The organism is Alteribacillus sp. JSM 102045, from assembly GCF_041949975.1.
Taxonomy (GTDB): Bacteria; Bacillota; Bacilli; order Bacillales; family Marinococcaceae; genus Alteribacillus.
Genome location: NZ_JBHFQG010000001.1, coordinates 249083 through 270219, shown reverse-complemented (window position 1 = coordinate 270219; position 21137 = coordinate 249083). Strand labels below are relative to the sequence as shown.

18 protein-coding genes are annotated in these 21137 nt (G+C 40.6%); 4 read left to right on the top strand and 14 right to left on the bottom strand.

Annotation, left to right across the window (positions count from 1 at the left end):
• Positions 1–150 precede the first annotated feature (150 nt).
• The 6 genes from ACE1TI_RS01270 to ACE1TI_RS01245 form a co-directional block, all read right to left on the bottom strand.
• Positions 151–1161: a LacI family DNA-binding transcriptional regulator gene (locus tag ACE1TI_RS01270; protein ID WP_375005751.1), complete on the bottom strand. Its 1011-nt coding sequence runs from the start codon at positions 1159–1161 to the stop codon at positions 151–153.
• A gap of 351 nt (positions 1162–1512) precedes the next feature.
• Complete coding sequence (locus ACE1TI_RS01265) at positions 1513–1797, bottom strand: ABC transporter permease subunit (protein WP_375005750.1); 285 nt, start codon at positions 1795–1797, stop codon at positions 1513–1515.
• On the bottom strand, positions 1715–2464 hold the full coding sequence (locus tag ACE1TI_RS01260; protein ID WP_375005749.1) for a carbohydrate ABC transporter permease: 750 nt from the start codon (positions 2462–2464) through the stop codon (positions 1715–1717). The genes ACE1TI_RS01265 and ACE1TI_RS01260 overlap by 83 nt, the downstream gene beginning before the upstream one ends.
• A gap of 18 nt (positions 2465–2482) precedes the next feature.
• Positions 2483–3730, bottom strand: coding sequence for an ABC transporter substrate-binding protein (locus tag ACE1TI_RS01255; RefSeq protein WP_375005748.1), 1248 nt, complete (start codon positions 3728–3730; stop codon positions 2483–2485).
• A gap of 31 nt (positions 3731–3761) precedes the next feature.
• Positions 3762–5450, bottom strand: coding sequence for a glycoside hydrolase family 13 protein (locus tag ACE1TI_RS01250; RefSeq protein WP_375005747.1), 1689 nt, complete (start codon positions 5448–5450; stop codon positions 3762–3764).
• 241 nt (positions 5451–5691) lie between these two features.
• Positions 5692–6702, bottom strand: a complete 1011-nt coding sequence (locus ACE1TI_RS01245) for a LacI family DNA-binding transcriptional regulator (protein ID WP_375005746.1) — start codon at positions 6700–6702, stop codon at positions 5692–5694.
• A 205-nt stretch (positions 6703–6907) separates the two neighbouring features.
• On the opposite strand from ACE1TI_RS01245, the gene asnB reads away from it, so the two are divergent.
• On the top strand, positions 6908–8794 hold the full coding sequence (gene asnB, locus ACE1TI_RS01240) for an asparagine synthase (glutamine-hydrolyzing) (RefSeq protein WP_375005745.1): 1887 nt from the start codon (positions 6908–6910) through the stop codon (positions 8792–8794).
• A gap of 206 nt (positions 8795–9000) precedes the next feature.
• Positions 9001–9834 (top strand): HAD family hydrolase, encoded by an 834-nt coding sequence (locus ACE1TI_RS01235; protein ID WP_375005744.1) that lies wholly within the window; start codon positions 9001–9003, stop codon positions 9832–9834.
• Positions 9835–9893: 59 nt separating this feature from the next.
• Here the strand turns inward: ACE1TI_RS01235 and ACE1TI_RS01230 are convergent, their stop codons facing one another.
• A complete protein-coding gene (locus ACE1TI_RS01230; protein WP_375005743.1) occupies positions 9894–10463 on the bottom strand; it encodes an FAD-dependent oxidoreductase in 570 nt (189 codons plus the stop codon).
• Between the two features lie 163 nt (positions 10464–10626).
• Here ACE1TI_RS01230 and ACE1TI_RS01225 point away from each other — a divergent pair, with 163 nt between their 5' ends.
• Positions 10627–10755 carry a hypothetical protein gene (locus ACE1TI_RS01225; protein ID WP_375005742.1) on the top strand — a complete coding sequence of 43 codons (129 nt, stop codon included), beginning with the start codon at positions 10627–10629 and terminating at the stop codon, positions 10753–10755.
• A gap of 643 nt (positions 10756–11398) precedes the next feature.
• On the opposite strand, the gene ACE1TI_RS01220 is transcribed toward ACE1TI_RS01225, so the two are convergent.
• Positions 11399–12310, bottom strand: a complete 912-nt coding sequence (locus ACE1TI_RS01220) for a TIGR01777 family oxidoreductase (RefSeq protein ID WP_375005741.1) — start codon at positions 12308–12310, stop codon at positions 11399–11401.
• Positions 12311–12451: 141 nt separating this feature from the next.
• On the opposite strand from ACE1TI_RS01220, the gene cobT reads away from it, so the two are divergent.
• On the top strand, positions 12452–13495 hold the full coding sequence (cobT, locus tag ACE1TI_RS01215) for a nicotinate-nucleotide--dimethylbenzimidazole phosphoribosyltransferase (protein WP_375005740.1): 1044 nt from the start codon (positions 12452–12454) through the stop codon (positions 13493–13495).
• Here the strand turns inward: cobT and ACE1TI_RS01210 are convergent.
• From ACE1TI_RS01210 to dcuS, 6 genes are all read right to left on the bottom strand, one after another.
• A complete protein-coding gene (locus ACE1TI_RS01210) occupies positions 13492–14940 on the bottom strand; it encodes a HAMP domain-containing sensor histidine kinase (RefSeq protein ID WP_375005804.1) in 1449 nt (482 codons plus the stop codon). The genes cobT and ACE1TI_RS01210 overlap by 4 nt on opposite strands.
• The gene (locus ACE1TI_RS01205; RefSeq protein ID WP_375005739.1) at positions 14933–15616 is read right to left on the bottom strand and encodes a response regulator; all 684 of its coding nucleotides are present in this window, start codon (positions 15614–15616) and stop codon (positions 14933–14935) included. The genes ACE1TI_RS01210 and ACE1TI_RS01205 overlap by 8 nt, the downstream gene beginning before the upstream one ends.
• A gap of 311 nt (positions 15617–15927) precedes the next feature.
• Entirely contained in the window at positions 15928–16620 is a 693-nt protein-coding gene (locus ACE1TI_RS01200; RefSeq protein ID WP_375005738.1) for a hypothetical protein, read from the bottom strand.
• A gap of 317 nt (positions 16621–16937) precedes the next feature.
• Positions 16938–18626, bottom strand: coding sequence for an SLC13 family permease (locus tag ACE1TI_RS01195; RefSeq protein ID WP_375005737.1), 1689 nt, complete (start codon positions 18624–18626; stop codon positions 16938–16940).
• 140 nt (positions 18627–18766) lie between these two features.
• Positions 18767–19492 carry a response regulator gene (locus ACE1TI_RS01190; protein ID WP_375005736.1) on the bottom strand — a complete coding sequence of 242 codons (726 nt, stop codon included), beginning with the start codon at positions 19490–19492 and terminating at the stop codon, positions 18767–18769.
• Complete coding sequence (gene dcuS / locus ACE1TI_RS01185; RefSeq protein ID WP_375005735.1) at positions 19492–21099, bottom strand: DcuS/MalK family sensor histidine kinase; 1608 nt, start codon at positions 21097–21099, stop codon at positions 19492–19494. The genes ACE1TI_RS01190 and dcuS overlap by 1 nt, the downstream gene beginning before the upstream one ends.
• Positions 21100–21137: the final 38 nt, after the last annotated feature.

Genomic DNA, 21137 nt, shown 5'->3' with positions numbered 1-21137 from the left:
TTCTCCCCCTTAATTTAAGATATAACTTGAATTTTTCAGCCTCAGACCTCCTTATTGGAATCAATCTTTGAAAAGGTTTTCAGTTTTTTATAAAAATAAAAGGATTTTTATCTAAATTTTGAAAAGCTTTTCAAAATAACAGCTATTTATTTAATTTATATCCTTCACAGATTCTCTTTCTGCAATGGTATGCTTCAAATATTTACGAAATTGACTGGACTGGCCTTCTTCTAAAATTTGTTCTAATGCCGTTACTGATTGATAGCCTATATCGTACATCGGCTGTGCTACAGTAGTTAATTTTGGGATACTCATTTTTGCCATTTTAGTATTGTCAAAACCCATTACAGACATGTGGTCAGGAACATTAACGCCCTTTTGGTCCAAATAGCTCATGGCTCCTAACGCCATTTCATCACTTGCACAAAACACGGCGGTAATGCTTTTATTCTTGTTGTAAAGTTTTTTCATAGCTGTATATCCTGATTCAAACGTAAACGATCCATACTCTACTGTGTTTTCAAAATCAGTGCAGTTTAACTTTTGCCTCATTGCATTTTTAAAGGCATACAGCCTTGGACTTCCTGCAATAGGATCTAACGTAGGACCGCTTATCATTCCAATATCTTTATGGCCTTTTTTTATAAAGAAATCAACGGTATCCTGAACCGCTGTCTCATCATCAACCTTCACAGAAGGCAGGTCATATTCTAAACTGTGAGTAGCTGCTAATACAACTGGCAGCCCCAGCTCTTGAAAGATATTAAAATATTCTTCTGAAACAGGCTCACTAGTAAACACAAAGCCATCTACTTGTTTTTCTTTTAATACACGAAGGTACTCTATCATTTTTTCTTTATCTTGGTCTGTATTACATATGATAAGATTAGACCCCATTTGATGAGCAGCCTCTTCCATCCCTCTTATTACCTCTGAAACGAATGAATTGGACACATCCGTTATTAAGACTCCAATAGAATGTGTTCGTTTATTAATAAGGCCTCTAGCAAGAGCATTTGGATGGTAATTTAACTCTTTAATTGTCTTTAGCACTTTTTCTCTCTTCTCCCTTTTTACACTTTCAGGGTTGTTCAAAACTCGGGAAACTGTGCTAATGGATACTTCCGATAATCGTGCTACATCTCGAATTGTAGATTTCATTCATCTCAACCTTCTTGTCCATCATCTTTTGAAAACCTTTTCAAACTGATTTATTAGAAAAACCCGGGTTGTTAGCCGAGTCCTTATATCAATTGCTATAGTTTTCCTTTTAAAATGATAGGCGAATTTAATAATTTTAGTATTAGAATAACTTGGCTGGCCGCCGAGTCTCTTTATGGCGAAAGTCATAATTTCATATACTTTGATTTCTTTATCAAAGTTAAAGTTTCCTAAAGTATAAAAAAGATTCTAAATAATATCAATAGTTTTTATAAAATTTGTCGAATTAAAGTGGGGCCCTTGAAACTCATACTGTTTGTCTCAAGGGCTTTGTGCCTTAATTCTATTCTATTATTTCACTGCTCCTCTAGTAACCTCGCTTATAATCCATTTTTGGGCCACGATGTATACGAGGATCATCGGTATCAAAGCTAATAGATAAGAAGCAAACGCGAGATTATAGTTTGTACTGAATTCAGACTGAAAAATATACTGAACCAGTGGAAGCGTGGCATGATCAGGATCTGACAAAATAACGAGCGGAAGCATAAAATCATTCCAGGCGAATAAGCAGGTTAGTATTGCCACTGTGGCGTTCATCGGAGCAAGCAAAGGAAATATTACCTTCCAGAACACGCCCCATGAGCTGGCTCCATCGACTATTGCAGCTTCTTCCAATTCTAAAAGGTGCAATAAGGGGAAAAGTTATACTTATAAAATTCCTCCACTTTCCGGCACCATCGATCTTCGATGCTTCATATATATCTTCAGGAATCGTCTGCAGACCGGCCAAATATAAAATGGTATTGAAAGCTGTCGCCTGCCAAACTGCCATGATCACGACACCAACCCAGGCAAGATCCGGATCGCCGAGGATATTTGTTGCCAGGGCATTTAAACCAATAGCTGCAGCGATTTCCGGTAGGAAGTGAGTGAAAATAAAATTGAAAATAAATCCGACAATTAATATGCTTAAAATGTTGGGTACAAAATAAAGCGCTCGCAATGTTTTTTGAAATTTAATTTTAGCATTCAGCCCTAACGCAATGATTAAACTGAATATGTTGACTAAAATGGTAGACACTATTGCAAATTGAAACGTGAAACCATATGTACTAAGGGCTCTAAAATCCTGAAACACATTAAGGTAGTTGCTGAAGCCTACAAAATTCCACTCCCCATACCCTCTCCAATCGGTAAAGCTGTAAAAAAACCCCTGCAGGACAGGATAGGTATGAAAGGTGAAAAAGAGAAACAGGGCCGGCAGCGTCATCATTAAAAATGCTCGATTTCTATTTGCCATTACATGCTCTCCCCTTTCCTAATATCTACGCTCAACTTTTTCCCATTCGTTATCCATCTTTTGAAGGAACTGTTCTTTATCTTTTTGAATATAAAATTCCTGAATTAAATTTTCAGCTCCTATACCAGGCGGATAATAATGATCGGGAAAGCTTGTAATTCTGCCTTCCTCAAAGTTTTCTCGAATGCCTTCTAAAGCAGGATCATCTTCATAAACTCCTTCTAACGCCGGAAAAGCTGCTTGTTCATCGGTGTATTGCTTCATATTTTCTTCTTCAAGCATAAAATCAATAAACAACTGAGCTTCTTCTGGGTGTTCCGATTCTTCCAATGTTGCAAATAGCACATCGACCCCTGAAACTAAATCATTTTCTTCCGGCTCATTTGTAACTGGTATGGGGAATACTCCTAAATCCAAGTCCGGGTTCACCTCTAAAAGCTCTGGGACAGCCCAGTTTCCTTGGAGATAAATAACTCCTTCACCATTAGCAAAAGCATTGTTGCCGTCATCATATCCAATACCAAAGGTACGGTCATGGTCATATTCCAACAGAGTCAGCATTTTATCCGCTGTTTCTTGATAATCTTGTTGAAAGCTTGCTTCATCGTTGTTTTTCTTTTGAGCAAATTGCTCCGGCTCCAAATTCCCTGCTACCGCGTTCCAGGCAATCATGCCAGTCCATGCTTCTTGAAGGGTAAAATAAATCGGTGTTTCGCCCTCTCCCTTTGCTTTTTCTAAAATTTCAATAAATTCATCCCACGTTTCTGGTGGTTCCACCCCAAGCTCTTCAAATTTTTCTTTGTTGTAAATGACTGTATTGGCATTAGTTGCATAGGGGACACCATAGGTCCCAGCTGTCTCCTCTTCTGTTAGGTCTGCCAGCATTTCTAGATAGGCAGGCTGAATATCTTCTATCAACCCGCTTTCAATGTAATCTTTTAATATCCCGTAATCTTTTAATATCCCAGCGTCCGCAAGTTCACCATATAAAGCGCTTCCAGCAATGGCCAGCATATCCGGCATATCATCTTTTACAAGCCGGGTCCGTAAAATCGTTTCAGCTTCCGGGGGTGCGTACAACTCCACTGTAATATTCGGATGCTCTTCTTCAAATTTCTCAATTAAGCTTTCATACGTTCCGATGTTTTCTGTTTTATTTGAAAACAATTCAAGTTCCACTTGTCCATCGTCTCCACTGCTTTCCCCGCAGGCTGCCAAAAGCATGGCAGCCAAAATCGAGAAAAGAATTCCTCCTTTTTTCCACATCTCTTTTCCTCCTCTTATGTTGATTTGGATATCAGGAAAATTTGTAAACAAGTGCTTCATAAGGATTCAGCCAAACCGATGCCAAATCATCATTTTCGCTGCGTCCCTTGTCGTTTGAGATCAATAATTTTTTGTTTTCTCCTACAAATGAAGGAATATAGTCGCGCTTGACTTTTTTATCTGTGAAATTGCATACCACAAGCAGCGTTTCTTTTTCTAAGGTGCGTGTATAAGCAAAGACGTCTTCATCTTCTTCAAACAACAGCTCATAATCCCCGTACACAACGATTTCTTCTTGCTTTCTTAATTGAATAAGCTTTTGGTAGTAATAAAAAATAGAGTTTGGATCATGGAGCGCTTGTTCTACATTGATTTGTTTGTAGTTCGGATTCACTGCAAGCCACGGAGTGCCGTCCGTAAAGCCTGCATTCTCTGAAGTATCCCATTGTACAGGCGTTCGTGCGTTGTCACGGCCTCTTGCGTAAATCGACTCCATCAGCTTGTCCGGATCGGCACGAAACTCATCCCGCTGTTCGTTATACCAATTCAAGGTTTCAATATCCTCGTAGTTTTCGATAGAAGGAAAAGCTACATTTGTCATCCCTATTTCTTCTCCTTGATAAATATAAGGAGTGCCCTTCATCATATGAAGACAGGTCGCAAGCATTTTCGCAGATTTTTCTCTGACGTCTGTGTCATTACCGAACCGGGAAACCACCCGCGGCTGGTCATGGTTGTTCCAGTAAAGGCTGTTCCATCCTTCCTGCTCCAGCCCTTTCTGCCACTTTGTCATAATTTTTTTCATGTCGGTTAATTTCCACGGCAGGTTATCCCACTTTCCGCCCGGACCGTCTCCCAGTCCCATATGTTCAAAGTGAAACACCATATTTAATTCTTTTCTATCTTCCCCGGTATAAAGTTTCGCTTCGTCCACACTAACACCAGGCATTTCACCGACCGTCATCACATCATAATGTTTAAGTACTTCATTGTTCATTTCGTGTAAAAATTCATGAATACGCGGACCGTTCATAAAGTAAGGCGAGCCGGAGGCGTATTTATGTCCCGGTTTCTTTTCTCCATCAGGAAAACGCTGATCTTTGGAGATGAAGTTAATCACGTCCATCCGGAAACCGTCTACTCCTTTAGCTAGCCACCAGCGCATCATTTCATATACATCTTCTCGCAGATCCGGATTTTCCCAGTTCAAATCGGGCTGCTTTTTACTGAAAAGATGCAAGTAATACTCGCCGGTTTTTTCATCGTACTGCCACGCCGATCCGCTGAAGTTGGATGCCCAGTTGGTCGGTTCATCGCCGTCTTTACCTTCTTTCCATATGTAGTAGTCTCTTTTCGCATTGTCTTTAGAGGAACGGGACTCTACGAACCATGGATGTTCATCGGATGTGTGATTAACAACCAAATCCATAACAAGCTTCAAGTCTCGTTTATGCATTTCTTCTAACAGTTCATCGAAGTCTTCCATTGTCCCGAACTCATCCATGATCTGCTGATAATGACGGATATCGTAGCCATTATCATCGTTCGGAGAATCATACACCGGGGATAGCCAGACCACGTCTATTCCTAACTTTTTTAGATAATCGAGCTTTTCCGTGATCCCTTTGATGTCACCAACCCCATCTCCATTGCTGTCATTAAAGCTTCTTGGGTAAATTTGATATACGACGCTTTCTTTCCACCATTGTTTTGTCTGCATATGGTTTAACACCCTTTCTATCTTGGTAAGTGCCGAAATGCTGAATTTTACTTTTAAATGTTGAATTCTCCTGTTTAACCGCTGAATCTGCAGGTTTTAGAGCTGAATTTTTAGCTTGAAGAGCTGAACCATCGGCTAAGCGCTCAACCTCCTGCTACAAACAGCCAAACCCCTATCGAAAGCAAAAAGAGTAAACGATTACTCTTTTGCGTAAAAAGAAGCAGCCAGTAAATTACCGCATCTACAGCTCTTTCACTGACTCGCGTTCCACAATACGGTGAGGCAGCATAATGCTTTCGCTGGCTTCTCCGGTATTCAACGTTTCAAACAGCAGTTCAGCTGCTTTTTCTCCCATTTCTCTTAAAGGCTGGGCAAGGGTAGTAAGCGGCGGAATCGCCATTTCTGAGATCTTAATATTGTCATAGCCAATAATAGAAATATCGTCCGGGACTTTCACATTTATTTTATAAGCAGAAGCGAGCGCTCCGACTGCCATTTCATCACTTGCAGCGAAAATCGCCGTAATATCTTCTGCTTCTCTTCTCAGCTTTTTAAACATTTCCATGCCATCTTCATAGGAAAATCCTTTGGCCGGAAAGACAGAAGCACCGTGATCAAGCAGTCCGTGATCACGAAGAGCTGCTTGAAACCCTTCTATTCTCGGAAGCCCGGATATAATATCTTTGGGATTTCCACTAAGCATTCCAATTCGGCGGTGCCCTTTTTCTATTAAGTAGGAAGTGGCTGTATAGGAAGCATCCCGGTCATCAACTTTGACATACGGCATCGGATGCTTCTGGGATTTTGTTGAAACAAGGACCGCCGGGACTTTCATAGCTTTAATCGCTTCATAATATTCGTCCGTCAACATTTCACTTGCAAACAAAATGCCTTCTACTCTTTTTTCACTTAATAGTTGTAAATAGTCGAGTGTTTTCTTTCCTTGCGATGCGGTATTGCACACGATTACGCTATGCCCCAACCGATGTGTGACATTTTCAATGCCATGAAGCAGTTCTGAGGTCACCATGCTGGAAACATCAGGAAAAAGCACCCCGATTGTCTGTGTTTTATTATTAATTAGTCCGCGTGCCACGGCGTTTGGCTTATATCCCAGCTCTTTGATAGCGGCTTGCACCCGCTCCTTTGTTTTCTCTGAGTAGCCGGCAGAGGTGCTGTTTAAAATTCTTGAAACAGTGGCAATAGAAACATTTGCATGCTTGGCCACATCTTTTATCGTTGGGTTCATCATTCATCTTCCTTCCGATACAGTAAACGTACTCAACAGGTGAAAAAAATAACCTCAATCGTTTTGAGTAAACGTTTACTCTTATGTGAAAGAGTACTGTACCGCTCCACACATGTCAAATAAAAATTTTTAATTTTTTCTGCCACCTTTTTCCTTTTTTTTTCGTCTAATAGTTGTTCGTAAAAAGTACAACAATGGAGGCAGTAAAATGTGTGGATTTCTAGGGGAACTGACAGATTTTCCAAAAACAATAAATGAGCAAGATAAATGTTTATTTCAAGAAAGAAACGATATATTATCCCATCGTGGTCCAGACGAAAAAGGGTACTATTTCGATGAATATGCTTCTTTAGGTTTCAGACGGTTGAGTATTATTGATTTAGAAAGCGGCAGTCAACCTGTCAGTTATGACAGTGGAAGATATTGGATTGTGTTTAACGGAGAAATATATAATTTTTTATACTTAAAAAATAAACTGGCTGATCATGGATACACTTTTTCCACTTCCTCAGAAGCAGAGGTTATTGCCGCGATGTTTTCGCATTGGCATGTCAACATGTTTCAATATCTCCGCGGCATGTTTGCTATTCTTATTTGGGACAAAAAAGCAGTAGAATTTTATGGAGCGAGAGACCCATTTGGCATCAAACCTCTGTATTACAAAGAAGAAGCTAATAAAATTACATTTTCTTCTGAAAAGAAAAGCTTAATCGCTGGAAATGAAGAAATAAATGAAGAAGCACTTCAGCATTATATGAGCTTTCAATATGTACCTGAGCATACGATCACAAAAGGCGTATACGTTCTTGAACCAGGCAGCTATTTTAAGAAAACACCGGGGGAGAAGTTAACTATTTCAAAATATTGGGAGCCCTCCTTTCAACCGGTTTACCGGGAGAAAAAAGAATGGGAGGGGCTCATTAGAGACACGTTGTTTTCATCCGTCCACTCCCATTTACAAAGCGATGTTCCAATTGGTTCTTTTTTATCCGGAGGCATTGATTCGGCCATTATTGCATCTATTGCAAAAGAATATAAGCCAGACTTGACCACGTTTTCAATTGGCTTTGAAAAACAAGGCTATTCCGAGCTCGATGTAGCAAGAGAAACAGCGGACAAACTAAAAATAGAAAATAAAAGCTTTACTATTTCAGCTGCAGACTTCAAAAACAGTCTCCCTAAAATCGTGTGGCATATGGATGACCCGCTAGCAGATCCTTCGTGCGTTCCCCTGTATTTTTTAGCAAAAGAAGCCAGGAAACATGTGAAAGTGGTGTTATCTGGAGAAGGGGCGGATGAACTGTTCGGCGGATATAACATTTACCGGGAACCATCTTCTTTAAAAATTTTCGACTATTGTCCGGTCACGATGCAGTATTTCTTAAAACAAGCTGCACAAGCTCTGCCTGCTCGAATGAAAGGGAAAGGTTTTATTGAACGTGGAACGACCCCTCTTTCTGAACGATATATTGGCAATGCGAAAATATTCGAAGAAGCCGAGAAACGTTTATTTTTAAAAACAGCCTCCGCCAGCTGGAACTATCAAACGTTGACTCGTCCCATATTTGAAAAAGCGAAACATCTCGACCCAGTTCAGCAAATGCAGGCCATTGATATACACACCTGGCTGCGGGGTGATATTTTATTAAAAGCAGATAAGATGACAATGTCTCATTCACTGGAACTGCGTGTTCCGTTTCTCGATAAAGAAGTGTTCGCCGCAGCTCGTCTGATACCATCTAACCTCACTATAGCTAATAAAACGACAAAATCAATTCTGCGGGAAGCATTTCATGGAGTTGTGCCGGAGCATGTATATAACCGAAGAAAACTAGGGTTTCCCGTTCCAATCCGGCACTGGCTGAAAGATGAACTGTATGACTGGGCCAAAAACCTAATCGCAGAAAGTCAGACCGATCGCTTTATCGATAAAGCTTACATCTTATCGCTTTTAGAAAATCACGCATTAAACAAAGCCGATTACAGCCGAAAAATCTGGACCGTTCTTATTTTTATGATTTGGCATCAAGTATTTGTGGAGGATAAGTATAACTTTGAAAACTCTCAAAACCAGCAGATACCGGTGCGTGTTTAACTTACTCTGTCTTGAAGTCTTGATGTTTGAGGCAGCTAATAACGGAATGAGGGTCCGAGTGCGATCCCGCCAATCTCACACATGCCATCCAGCCAGAACGGAGCTACCCACGATAAAGCCTAATACATGTGTGCTATAAAAATTATATCTTATAATAAAAATACCTTAGACATCCAATAATAAGCCAAAAGAAAGGATTCATTATTTTGCTATTGAAAAATATAAAAGCAGCTATATTTGACTTGGATGGCACGTTGTATGAAGACACTCATCATTTTAAATACTACGCCGCATTACTCGAAGACATGCTAGAAGAAAAGCATCGCGCTTCCTTTAGAAAAGACTATGAAAAAATGCTGAAGGGCGACCATCCAGCAGCTATTGGCAGGGTTTATGATGTGGAGCATGACCGTATACTAGAAGTAGATCCTGGCACAAACCGTGTCAGAAGAGTCTGGAGCTGGGATGGGGAACTCATTTCAAAAGGAGAAGATTATTATTCAGAACCTATCGTGTATGATTTTGACTCAATGATAGCGATTGGTGATGGCTGGTGGCTTCCTGTGGCAGCGGCTAAACATTATGGCGCAGCCGATACGTATGAAGCTTATCATAAGACGAAAGCATATATGCAAACGGAAGATTTCCAATTTGAAGAGCATCCTGAACGGCGTCAGGCCCTTCTGCACCTTAGCAAACATATGAAGCTTTTTCTTATTACAAACTCAAAAACTGACGATGCCGCACAGCTGCTTGAAACACTAGACTTTAAAGGAATTTTTCATGAAGTAATTACAGACGCCAAAAAGCCTGTACACACAGAAGAACATTTTGCTCGAATAATAGAAACGGAACATCTGAAGCCTCATGAAACGGTATCTATCGGCGATAACTATTTAAATGATATTGTTCCTGCGGAGAAACTAGGCATGCATGCTGTTCTTATCGATCCGCACGGGTGCACAACGACCCGGTATAATACAGCATGCATCCGTTCATTATCTGAACTTTTTCCAGCTATCAAGCGCTTAAATAAGTAAAAGCTTTTTCATCTAAAAAGGTGCCGATCCCCACAAAGGACGACACCTTTTTTGTCTATTTATTTGGATTTTAAGACGTCATGATCGACATAGCGTTCGCCGTTCATTTCGGTAAGTACATTAATCGCTACTTTTGCACCGTCGCCTGCTGTGATAATGGTGTGCACACTCACTCCTGCAACCGTGCCAGCTGCCCATACACCTTCCACACTTGTTTTTCCTGCATGATCGGTATCAATAATTGTTTTAATACGTGGTTCTGTACCTTCCGTCGTTTTTATACCTGACATTTCAGCCAGCTTGGTATTTCCGCCAGTTGTTAGAATAACGTGCTCCGCTTCATAGTCACCGTCATCCGTTCCAACGGTTACACGCTGGCCGTCTACTTTTTTTACATTATTAACCTGTGTTTTCACAAATTCTGCGCCTAATTTTTCAGCTTGATCTTTTCCAGTCTGTAATAGCTTCGGTCCTTCTATTTCGGGAACGCCATAGTGATTTTCTACCCATGCTGCTTTCGTCATACTTTGGTCGTTATCAAGGACGAGTGTTTTCTTTCCTGCTTTTGCCGTAAACAATGCAGCACTTGCACCGGCAGGTCCTGCTCCAACTATAATTACATCATACATACGTAACTCCTCCTTATGTTTTATTTTCAAATTTTTCTAACATTAATAGTTTATAACTATTAATTTTTATAGGTCAAAGAAAATGACTTTCTATTATCCTCTTCCCTTTTTAGACTCTTAAGTAAACAATTGTGCTGTACTAAGTTTAATAGGAGTGCAAACGTTGGAGAAAAAATTAGATCTAGTTCTAAGCCATATTGCAGCTATTTCAGAAGATACACAGAAGCTAAGAGCTGAAGTCAAAGAAGTCAAACAAGAGTTAAGAGACTTTAAAGCGAGATGTATGATTTAAAATCGAAAATGCATGAATTCAAAGCTGAAATGAAAGAGTTCAAGACTGAAATGCAGGAATTTAAGAAAAATACCGAGGACAAGCTTGATGAAATGGATACGAAATTTACCCTTCTAATCGATAATGCCTATAAAATGAGAGCAGATATTTTCAAACGAACCCGTTGATTACCCCCATTTTCCTCACAACACCTCAATAAATCCAGATCAACACTACCCCGAAATTAAAAAATACATCCTACAACAAACAAACCCCCGATTGCTGCACTCGGGGGTTTGAAAGATTATAAGGAGGCTTAAAAGCTTGCGTGTGGGAAGACTTCATGGCGAAAATGGGTAAGCTGACCTCTGCCAAATCAGCTTATCTATAAAAAGGAGGAATTATCATGCTCGCCTGAAGGAATGGTCCTTACCGCTTTTTTTTACTTTTAAGATGCTGGTTTGCGCCTCCTTATAACATAAAAGGGGGGATGGGATAGATGAGATTGTTGTTATCTATCCTTTACAATTCTTACTGTACGCTGATTTTATGTCAGCAATATGTCAGATAAAAAATTTTTTATAAAAAGGTAATAACTTTTGGCGCTTCACTATATTGGCTCATTATTTCCTTTTTCGAGCAGCAATTTTCTAAAAAAGCACACTCAATTCAGCAAATCACGCAGAGCTGCTTCGAGATTATTATAGTGAAAGGTAAATCCCTCATCTATTAGTTTTTCGGGAAGGGCGTTTCGTCCTGTCAACGCTAGACTTGGTTCTGTTCCCATTACTATATAGGCCCCCGCCCATACAAGCGGTGTTGGAGCTGGAGGCGCCCAACCTTTATCCATCACCTTTCGAAGAGTTTTCATAAAGCTTTTATTGGTAACAGGCTGCGGCCCGGTTGCGTTATAAATACCTCCCATCGATTGATCCTCGATTGCTTTTAGAAACATATTATTTAAATCATCGATGTGCACCCAGCTTATGTACTGGTTACCCGGTCCAACTTTGCCGCCGAGATTGTATTTTGCTAGTTTTTTTAACGGCTCCAATGCGCCGCCGTCACGGCCCAAGGCAAATCCTATCCGGAGCATGACCTGCCTTGTATGTGGAAGGGATGTGACGAAAAATGCTTTTTCCCAAAGCTGGCATACCTTAACCGAAAACCCTTCTCCATGCGGAGAGTTTTCTATACACACGTCTCTTGTGTTTCCAAATATGGCAAGAGATCCAGCTTGTACAAATGCCCTGGGCGGCTGTTCACATGACAGAATAGCCTTTTGCAGGATTCTAACAGAATAATAACGAGATCGAATGATTTCTTTTTTATTTTCTTCGGTATAAATGCAGTTCACACTTTTTCCAGTGAAGTTTACTACGGCATAACAGCCGTCGAGCTCTTTTGCCCACTCCCCTAACGTTCTTCCATCCCAATGTACGTAACGGATGCTATTCTGCACTCGAGATTTTCCTCTTGTTAATATCGTTACGTCATATCCTTTTTTCAATAGAAATGAAGCAAGCGATTGCCCAAGAAAACCAGAACCGCCCGGAAGTACAATTTTTTTATTCATACATATCCCTTCCTTTAAAAAGCCCAAAAAACTAGTATTTTTCTAACCATACCATATATCAGCCACACTGCGTTCTCTTTTAAAAATATTGGCAAAAGGTGTATGATAACAGCAAAGCTTGTTATAAAGGAGAACAGCGAAATGACAAACACCCAATGGACACCCCGTATTTCTCCATTAGATAAGGAAGCGGGCAAAAAAGCAACGGCATACATAGATAACTTAACAAAACCGCCTGGAAGCCTCGGCCGTCTTGAAAAAATCGCAGCCGAATTAGCGGCCATATCAGGTAATCCTTTTCCTGAAGTAACCCCAGCTGGCGTGCTAGTGTTTGCCGCAGATCATGGAATCACGGAAGAAGGAGTATCAGCTTTTCCTCAAGATATAACCGCCCAAATGGCAAGAAATTTCTTAAATGGCGGAGCGGCTATCAATGTATTTGCCAATCAAATTACAGCCGAATTTCAATTGGTTGACATCGGCATGAAAAAAGAGGCAAATGATAAAGGCATCATCTCCAGAAGAATAAAAGCAGGTACTGCCAACTTTTTAAGAGAAGACGCTATGACAAAAGAAGAAGCAGCCCGCAGTGTTCAAGCCGGATTTGAAGAAGCAGAGCATCTTATCCTTAATAAAGGCATAAAATGTCTCATTTTAGGTGAAATGGGTATCGGTAATACGACTGCAAGCAGTGCAATGATAGCTGCATTTACTAATAAAAATCCATCCAGCGTCACCGGGCCTGGAACCGGTCTGCCGCCGGAACGTATTCTTCACAAGCAGCAAATTCTTCATACCGCTTTGCAAAAAAGAGAGATAGACACCAAAGATCCAATCGATGTGTTAGCAAAAGTCGGAGGATTGGAGATAGCAGGCATCACCGGTGCCATGCTCGCAGCTGCCGCTAACCGTGTTCCGATTCTTGTAGATGGCTTTATCAGTGCCACAGCTGCGGTGACGGCCCGCTCCATTTCGCCGCTGGCCGCTGATTACATGTTTGTCGGCCATTATTCTACAGAACCAGGGCATGCTATTGCTGTAAATCTATTAAACAAGAAACCTTTGCTTGACCTTGAGATGCGTCTTGGCGAAGGGAGCGGAGCCGCTCTCGCCTTCCCTATATTGCGTTCTGCCTGTGCCATGGTTCGTGAAATGGCTACTTTTGATGATCTAGAAACATATTAAGAAGGCTCCGCTTTTTCTTCTGGCTGATTCTGCACAGGAAGTTTCAGCGTAAATATCGTCCGGCCGGATGTGCTTTCTTTTAAAACAAGGTCCCCGTCCATGCTTTGAGCAATCATTTTACTAAATGGCAGTCCAAGACCCAGACCGTGGGTGTCATATTTTTTATTTTTTCCGCGGTAAAACCGTTCAAAAATGAAATCTTTTTCTTCTTCACTTACGCCCGGCCCATTATCTTCTACTTGGATTTCTATCCAGCCGGGCGCCTTTTTTTCTAATGCGACAGAAACCATTCCTTTTCCTTTGACTGCCTGCTTAGCGTTATTTAATAAATTCACCATGATTTGCTGAAGCCTGATAGAGTCTACCTCCGCATGTACTGCTTCTTCTGGTAAGTGCTTGTGTAATTCCAATCCTTCTTCGTCATTTGCCACCTTCCATTGATGCAGAATTTCTTTAATTAATTTATTTACTTCATACTTTTCTTTTGTAATAGGGATGGCGTTAGCTGCAAATGAGTTAAATTCGAGCAAATCGGCCACCATCGTTTTCATCCGGTTGGCTTCATTTAAAGAGACGTCAAGAAAATCTTTCGCTTCTTCTCCTTTTACAACATCATCTCGAACCGCTTGAATGAGCCCAGTCATGGATGTAATCGGTGTTTTTAATTCATGGGTAACGCCAGCAAGCAGTTCAGACCGAAGCGCCTCCAGCTGCTGGAGCCGGCTCGACATTTCTTTAAATGAATGAACGAGCTCATGTACTTCTTGTTCTTTCATGTTTTCAGGCAGGGTAAAGTTATAATTTTGCTCCTGCACATGTTTAGCAGCGACTGCCACATCTTGAATTGGCTTTGATAGTTTTCTGGAAAGAAAATAAATAGTCGCCCAGCCAATTAACGCAAGCGAAGCAAGCATTATGGCCAGCAGCCTGTACTCTTCATTCATCTGTGTGAGTTGATTGGCAGACTGAATGATTACTACCCACCCAGCTGTTACTCCCTCTGTTTGAATGGGTCTTTTTACGATATATGATTGAACTCCATTATCTAACTCGATTCGCTGCACTTCACTTTCCGCTTGTAAAATGCTTAACGGAAAAACTTCAGAAGAAGGAAAAGGCTCTCTTTCAAATGGATTGGATAACACTCTTCCTTGTGAATCCACAATATATATGATCGGATCAAGTTCTGTACCGATAATGCTCTGGCGCTCTTGAATATACTCAAGCACCCCTTCCCGAGGTACTGTTTCTCCTGATTGCTCCTCTACGAACCGATCCGCAATCTCCTGTGCTAAATACTTTGTTACGTTTAAACGATGCTCTAAGTTCGTATGCCGGATCCATATAACAGAAACAATAGCAACGACAATCAGGCCGATAATTAAGGTAATGAAATATCGTGTTGTCCAATAGCGAAGCAATGAAATTTTCTGGTTGTTATTCATAAACACAAAACTGATACCCCAATCCTCGCAGCGTTTTTATTTCCCCTTCTGTTTCCGGCCAATTCTGCAGTGATTTTCTGATACGTTTAATCGATAAATCCACCGCCCGGTCACTGCCTTCATAATCAATACCCCAGACATGTTCAATCAACTGCTCTCTGTCAAATGTTTGATTCGGATGTTTGGCGAGAAAAAACAACAAAGATAAGTCTCTTGGTGTCAACGGAACGTCCACCCCATTTAATTTGACACTATGAGCTCTTTCGTTCAGTGTCAAACTACCGTAATGCTTTACTTCCTCTTCTTGAAAGGTTTGGCCTGTTCGGCGCAAAACCGCTTTTACCCTGGCAACTACTTCACTGGCATCAAAGGGTTTAGCGATATAATCATCTGCTCCGCTGTTGAGCCCTTTCAAACGATAATCCACATCTCCAAGAGCGGTCAGCATAATAACTGGACAGGCACTTTCTTCGCGAATTTGATCTAAAATGTTCCATCCATCTTTACCTGGAAGCATAACATCAACAAGCGCGAGATCTGGATGCATGTCATGAAAAGCCGGCATGGCTTCATCACCATGAAAGACAGCTTTTACTTCATAGCCTTCTTTCTGCATATAAGCCTGCAGTACTTTGCTGATTGCTACTTCATCCTCTATGATTAATATTCTGGTCATAATAATCTTCACTCCTTCACTTTCCCAGTAAAGCAAATGGGACATGAAGCTGCTGAACAAGTTCTATATCGCTTTTCTAATAGTATAAGAAAAAAATAAGGCCACTTCCAATTTCAATGTCTTTTCTTTATTAGATTTCTGTTATTACAAAAGGAAACCCCCGATTTATCAATCAGGGGATTTCCGTATATCTATCAAAAGGGGGGTCAATGAAAAAGTTTTAGCCGTTTGATCGCTTTTTTATATGCGCTGCTTACAGCAAAGGGGTTCTTGCTTTCATGCAGGGCTGCTGGGGGACAACACTGCATTATTTATTCATACATTAAGGGGTCAACATCATGTTTTCCAGCAGGGAAGATATCTAAATGTTTTGCTTCTTCCTCATGCTCGGTTATAATTTCGTCCAGAATTTCTTTTGAGCTTTTATCAGCAGTTTCTAAACCGATCTCTTCTGCTGCTAACTGGATTTGTTTTTCTTTTATCTCAACCATTATCTGCTGTACTTCTTTTCCTTTTGGGTCAATGCCTAGCTCTTTTGCTTCTTTTGTTAGTTCTGTAAGGCTCACTTCTTTTACTAGCTCATTCACGTCTTTTCCGTTTGTCTCAATTCCTAAGTCAGCTGCTTTTTTCTTTAAAGCTTCTTCTCTCACTTCTTCAGACAGCGTATCCATATCTTTTCCTTCGGTGTTTATTCCTAATTCAGTAGCATAGTGTTTCGTGTCTGCTTCTTTTACTTCCTGAGCATCTTCTTTGATGTTTTTATTCTCTATGGAGATATCATACTCTGCTGATTTCTCTGTTGTCATTGGATTGCTGCTTTTTTGATTAAAATCATTAGCTGTGTTACTGGGAGAAAAGCTTGATTCGTCATGGCGGACTTCTTTTTTGGCAGCTATGCTGTCTGTCGAATATTGGTTGGCAGCTGTTAGACCTGGTGTTGTACCAATGATTCCTATAGACAAAACGGATGCCAGAAGATAATTACCTTTACGGTTCCATAGCACCTCACTTCCCTCCTGAAATATTTGTTTTGATCAGCTCCCGCCGATCACATTTTTTACTTTAAAGAATATTTATGTCAGCATGATGTCAGTCAAAAAATTTTTTAAGAAAAACACCAGTTCTCTGTATAATCCTGGTTCGCACAAGGTTTGTGGAACCATAGAAATCCTCTATTTTCATGGTTTTCTTACTGGATTCGTTATTTGCTTCAAATCAAACGTTTTAAATCATTTTACAAGCGATAAAGAAACGAATCCCCTGGCAAAATTCCCCACAAAGAAAAAACGCCCCTTCTTTTCAGGACGGTTTCTCATCATTATTACCTAAATTGAGATGGAATACTTTTCAGATCAATCCCCCAAATAGCTGGTAAATAGAATGTTACCGACAGCACAATTATAATAATAGCGAGGATATTTAGCCAAAAACCATTCTGCACCATCTGAATGATTTTCAGTTTACCTGTTCCAAATATAATCGCGTTCGGCGGCGTTCCGACTGGAAGCATGAACGCACAGTTTGCTGCCATCGCACACGGTACCATTAGGGCATAAGGGTGTACATTTAAAGCAAATGCCAGGGAAGCTACTACAGGTAAAATCATCGTTCCTGTCGCTGTATTGGAAGTAATTTCGGTTAAGAACAGTACCAATGCTGTCGCTACAAGAACGATAAGAATAAAGTTCATGCCTTCAAGGACAGTTAACTGTTCACCAATCCAATTAGACAGCTCTGTTTCACTAAAACCGGAAGCAATGGCGAGACCGCCTCCAAATAGAAGAAGAATTCCCCATGGAATTTCTCTTGAATCCTCCCATTCTAATAACTTTGTTGCTTCTTTTTCTTTAGCGGGAATCATGAAAAGAAGGATAGTAGCTGTCATTGCAATCATTCCGTCACCGATACCTGGAACTCCTACAATGTCTTCCCAAATAAATGAACGCGTAATCCACATAAATGCAGCGAACAAGAAGACAGCAAGTACTGCTTTTTCTTCGTACGACGTATTGCCAAGTGCCGTTTTTTCACGCTGAATCAGTTCACGCCCGCCAGGCAGCTGCTGCATGCTGATTGGATATACAATTCTCGTAAGATATAACCATGCACTAATCAATAAGATAGCAACCAGGGGTACTGCAAATGCCATCCAGCCGGCAAAGGAGATTTGTACTCCATAAAGACTGTCCACCGTACCTGCTAATATACTATTTGGTGGTGTTCCAATTAACGTTCCAAGCCCTCCAATCGTTCCTGAATAACCTATACCAAAAATGATAGCTTTTTCAAACTTCGGAACATCAGCCTCATACTTGTCTCCTTTTACGGCCTGTGACACTTGATACGTAATAGCCAAACCAATCGGAATCATCATCATAACAGCCGCTGTGTTTGACACCCACATCGACAGAAAACCACTTGCAATCATAAAACCTAATATGATTTTTCTTGTGCTTGTCCCAATAATTGAAATAATATTCAGAGCAATTCGCTTATGAAGATTCCATTTCTCCATTGCCGTAGCAATAAAGAAACCACCTAGAAATAAGAAAATAATATTGTCCCCATAGGAAGAGAACACCGTATCTCCATCAAGGGCTCCTGTAATCGGCAATAGAATAATCGGCAAAAGCGAAGTTGCCGGAATTGGAATTGCCTCTGTAATCCACCATGTTGCAATCCACAGTGTAGCTGCCAAAACAGCTTTTGCATCTGCATTTAACCCTTCTGGATTAAAAAACAATAATGTAAAGATAAACAATAAAGGTCCTAATAGAAGTCCTACAAACTGCGCTCTTGTATATGCTGGTTTTTCCTCGTCATCACCAGAATTCCCACCTGGGCCGCCTGGGCCTCCCGGACCGCTTCCTACTGCAGAATCAGCTTTATGCTTTTTCGATTCGGCAGCCTTTCCTGCTTGTCTGATTTGAGAGAAAGTCAGCAGCTTTTTTGTCTGCGCATGGGACGACCAAAGGCTTTTCCAAATGGAAGCTGCAGTTCCTTTAGTCATAATAAATCCTCCCTTCATGCTGTAAACGCTTTCTAATTACTGTAAAAGATTGAAGGGTGAAAGTACACCTTTCGTAAGTAATCCAAATCTTTTGTAACTAAAAAAAATAAGAAAGCGATAAAAAAAGAAAGCAACCAAGGTTACCCATTATCTGCTGCTATAAAAGTGTTAATAACATCAATTTTATCTATTCTTAACCGGAATTGATGCAGCGGCCTGCCGGTTGATTGATAAATAACGTCAGCTTCTAACACATTAATATCTACTAAATAGTGTAAATATTTACGAACCGATACTCTTGAAATACCAGTTGCTTCTGCTACCTCTCCAGCCGAAAAGTTTCGATCCTGCCAGGCTTTTATTTGTTTAGCAATCCTTGAAAACGTGATAGGAGTGAGCCCTTTTGGGAGTGAGTCCACCTTTTCCTCTGATTCTTCCCTGTTTAATAAAAAGGGATCCAGTTCTTCCTGGCTTACAGATTCAGTCTCATTGATAAGAGCCTGCTTTTTCTTATAAAGCAGCAACGACTCCTTAAAACGCTCAAAATCAAAAGGTTTAATTAAATAATCAACTGCTCCGTAACGGAGTGCCGTCTGGACGGAATAATTATCATTAGCTGCCGTGATGATAATAACGTCAACAGGACTGCCGCTTTTTCTAAGTTCCATCAACATTTCAAGCCCGGTTGTTTTTGCCATATAAACATCTAATAAAAGCAAACCCACCTCCTCTTTCTTTAAAAATTCCCATGCTTCCGAGACATTATGAACAACGCCGGCTGCCTCAAATCCATCTACTTTTTCCAAGTACACTCGATTAAACTTTGCTACCATTGGATCATCTTCTACAATTAACACCTTTATCATTATTCGTCACCTTCATATGGAATCTTCACTTCAAATACCGTCCCTTTCTCTTCTTCTGAGAAAACGCTTATTGTTCCATTTAATTCTTGCAGCGCTTTCTTAGTTAAGTACATTCCAATTCCTCTATGTTCTCCTTTTGTAGAACTTCCTTTATGAAATAGGGTCTCTCGGGCATAATTACTCATGCCAGGGCCGTTATCTTTAATTGTAAAGTAAAAATAATTATTTATATAATTAATGGTCATCTCTATTTGTTTTTCTTTCTGGTCTGCTATGGCTTCGTATGCATTTTCGCTTAAATTTCCGATAATCGTAATAAGGGCGTCCATCTTTTCTGTATCCTTTAATAAAGGCAGTGGAAAATCACCTTTCAGTTCGACAACTGTCCCATGTTCTTGAAACTGACTACATTTATTCAGTAAAAATCCTGCTAAAACAGGATCTTTTACAATCCGGGACACAGAACCTACTTCCTTTTGATATGTGTTTGATAGTTGTTTAATGTAATCCTGAAGTTCCTGATAAGATTCAGTATGAACCATGGCTGACATCACATGCAGCTTGTTCATAAATTCATGGGTCTGCTCGCGTAAGGTTTCGGCGTAATGTTTAGCGCCAGTCAGCTGTTCTACAAGAGAAGCAAGCTCTGATTTGTCGCGAAATGTTGCAATCGCTCCTACTACTTGACCATTCGTTAATACCGGCACACGACTTACTACCAAAGCAATTCCATTTAATAATTGCTCTTGGTCAAACTCCGCTTTTTGGTGGCTAAGTACATCCTTTAAAAGAGGAGATTTTAAAAACGATTCGGAATCCTGTCCTATTGGATCTTTCATTAATCCAGCCCGGCGAAAGAGCTCTTTTGCTGCATCGTTTGCAACGACAATGGTTCCTTTTTCATTTATCGCGATAATCCCTTCCCGAACGGATGCCAGCATGGCTTCTCTTTCCTGCAGCAGCTGGGCTATCTCTCTTGGTTCCAGGCCATGAAGGGTGCGCTTCACACGGCGGGCAAGAATGACGGCTCCAAGAATACCAATCATCATGCCTGCTCCTGTCCCGATATAAACCATGCGCTGCTGATCGATCACTACACTCTCTACATTATCTAATAAAATACCGACGGATACGACCCCAATTTGTTCGTCATTTTTATTTAAAATAGGCACAAAAGAACGAAGCGACTCACCAAGCGTCCCTTCAGCAACAGACGTATAACGTTCTCCTGTAAATGCTTTGTCTTCATCTCCGCCCACAAAATACTGGCCAATCCTCTCTTCTACAGGATGAGACTGTCGAATATGGTCCATGTCCATAACCACTATATATTCTACGTTTGTGTTTGCCTGTACCTCAAGAGTATAGGATTGAATGGCTGCAGACTGCCCTGCTGCTGTTAAACCGTTAACAACCGCAGGAGCATGACTAACTGCATTAGCAATATTCATTGTTTTTTCTTCCTGCGCTTCCCGTGCGTTCTTTGCTGTATCCCTTCCAATTAAAAAACCTGTTACAGATAAAGCAACAATTAGTACAAGACATACAAGCAATGTGATCCATGTCTGCAGGCTCAATGTTTTGTATTTATTAAAAAAACCTTTCATTTGTATCTCCCTGACTACGGTGTTCTGTTCATCTAATG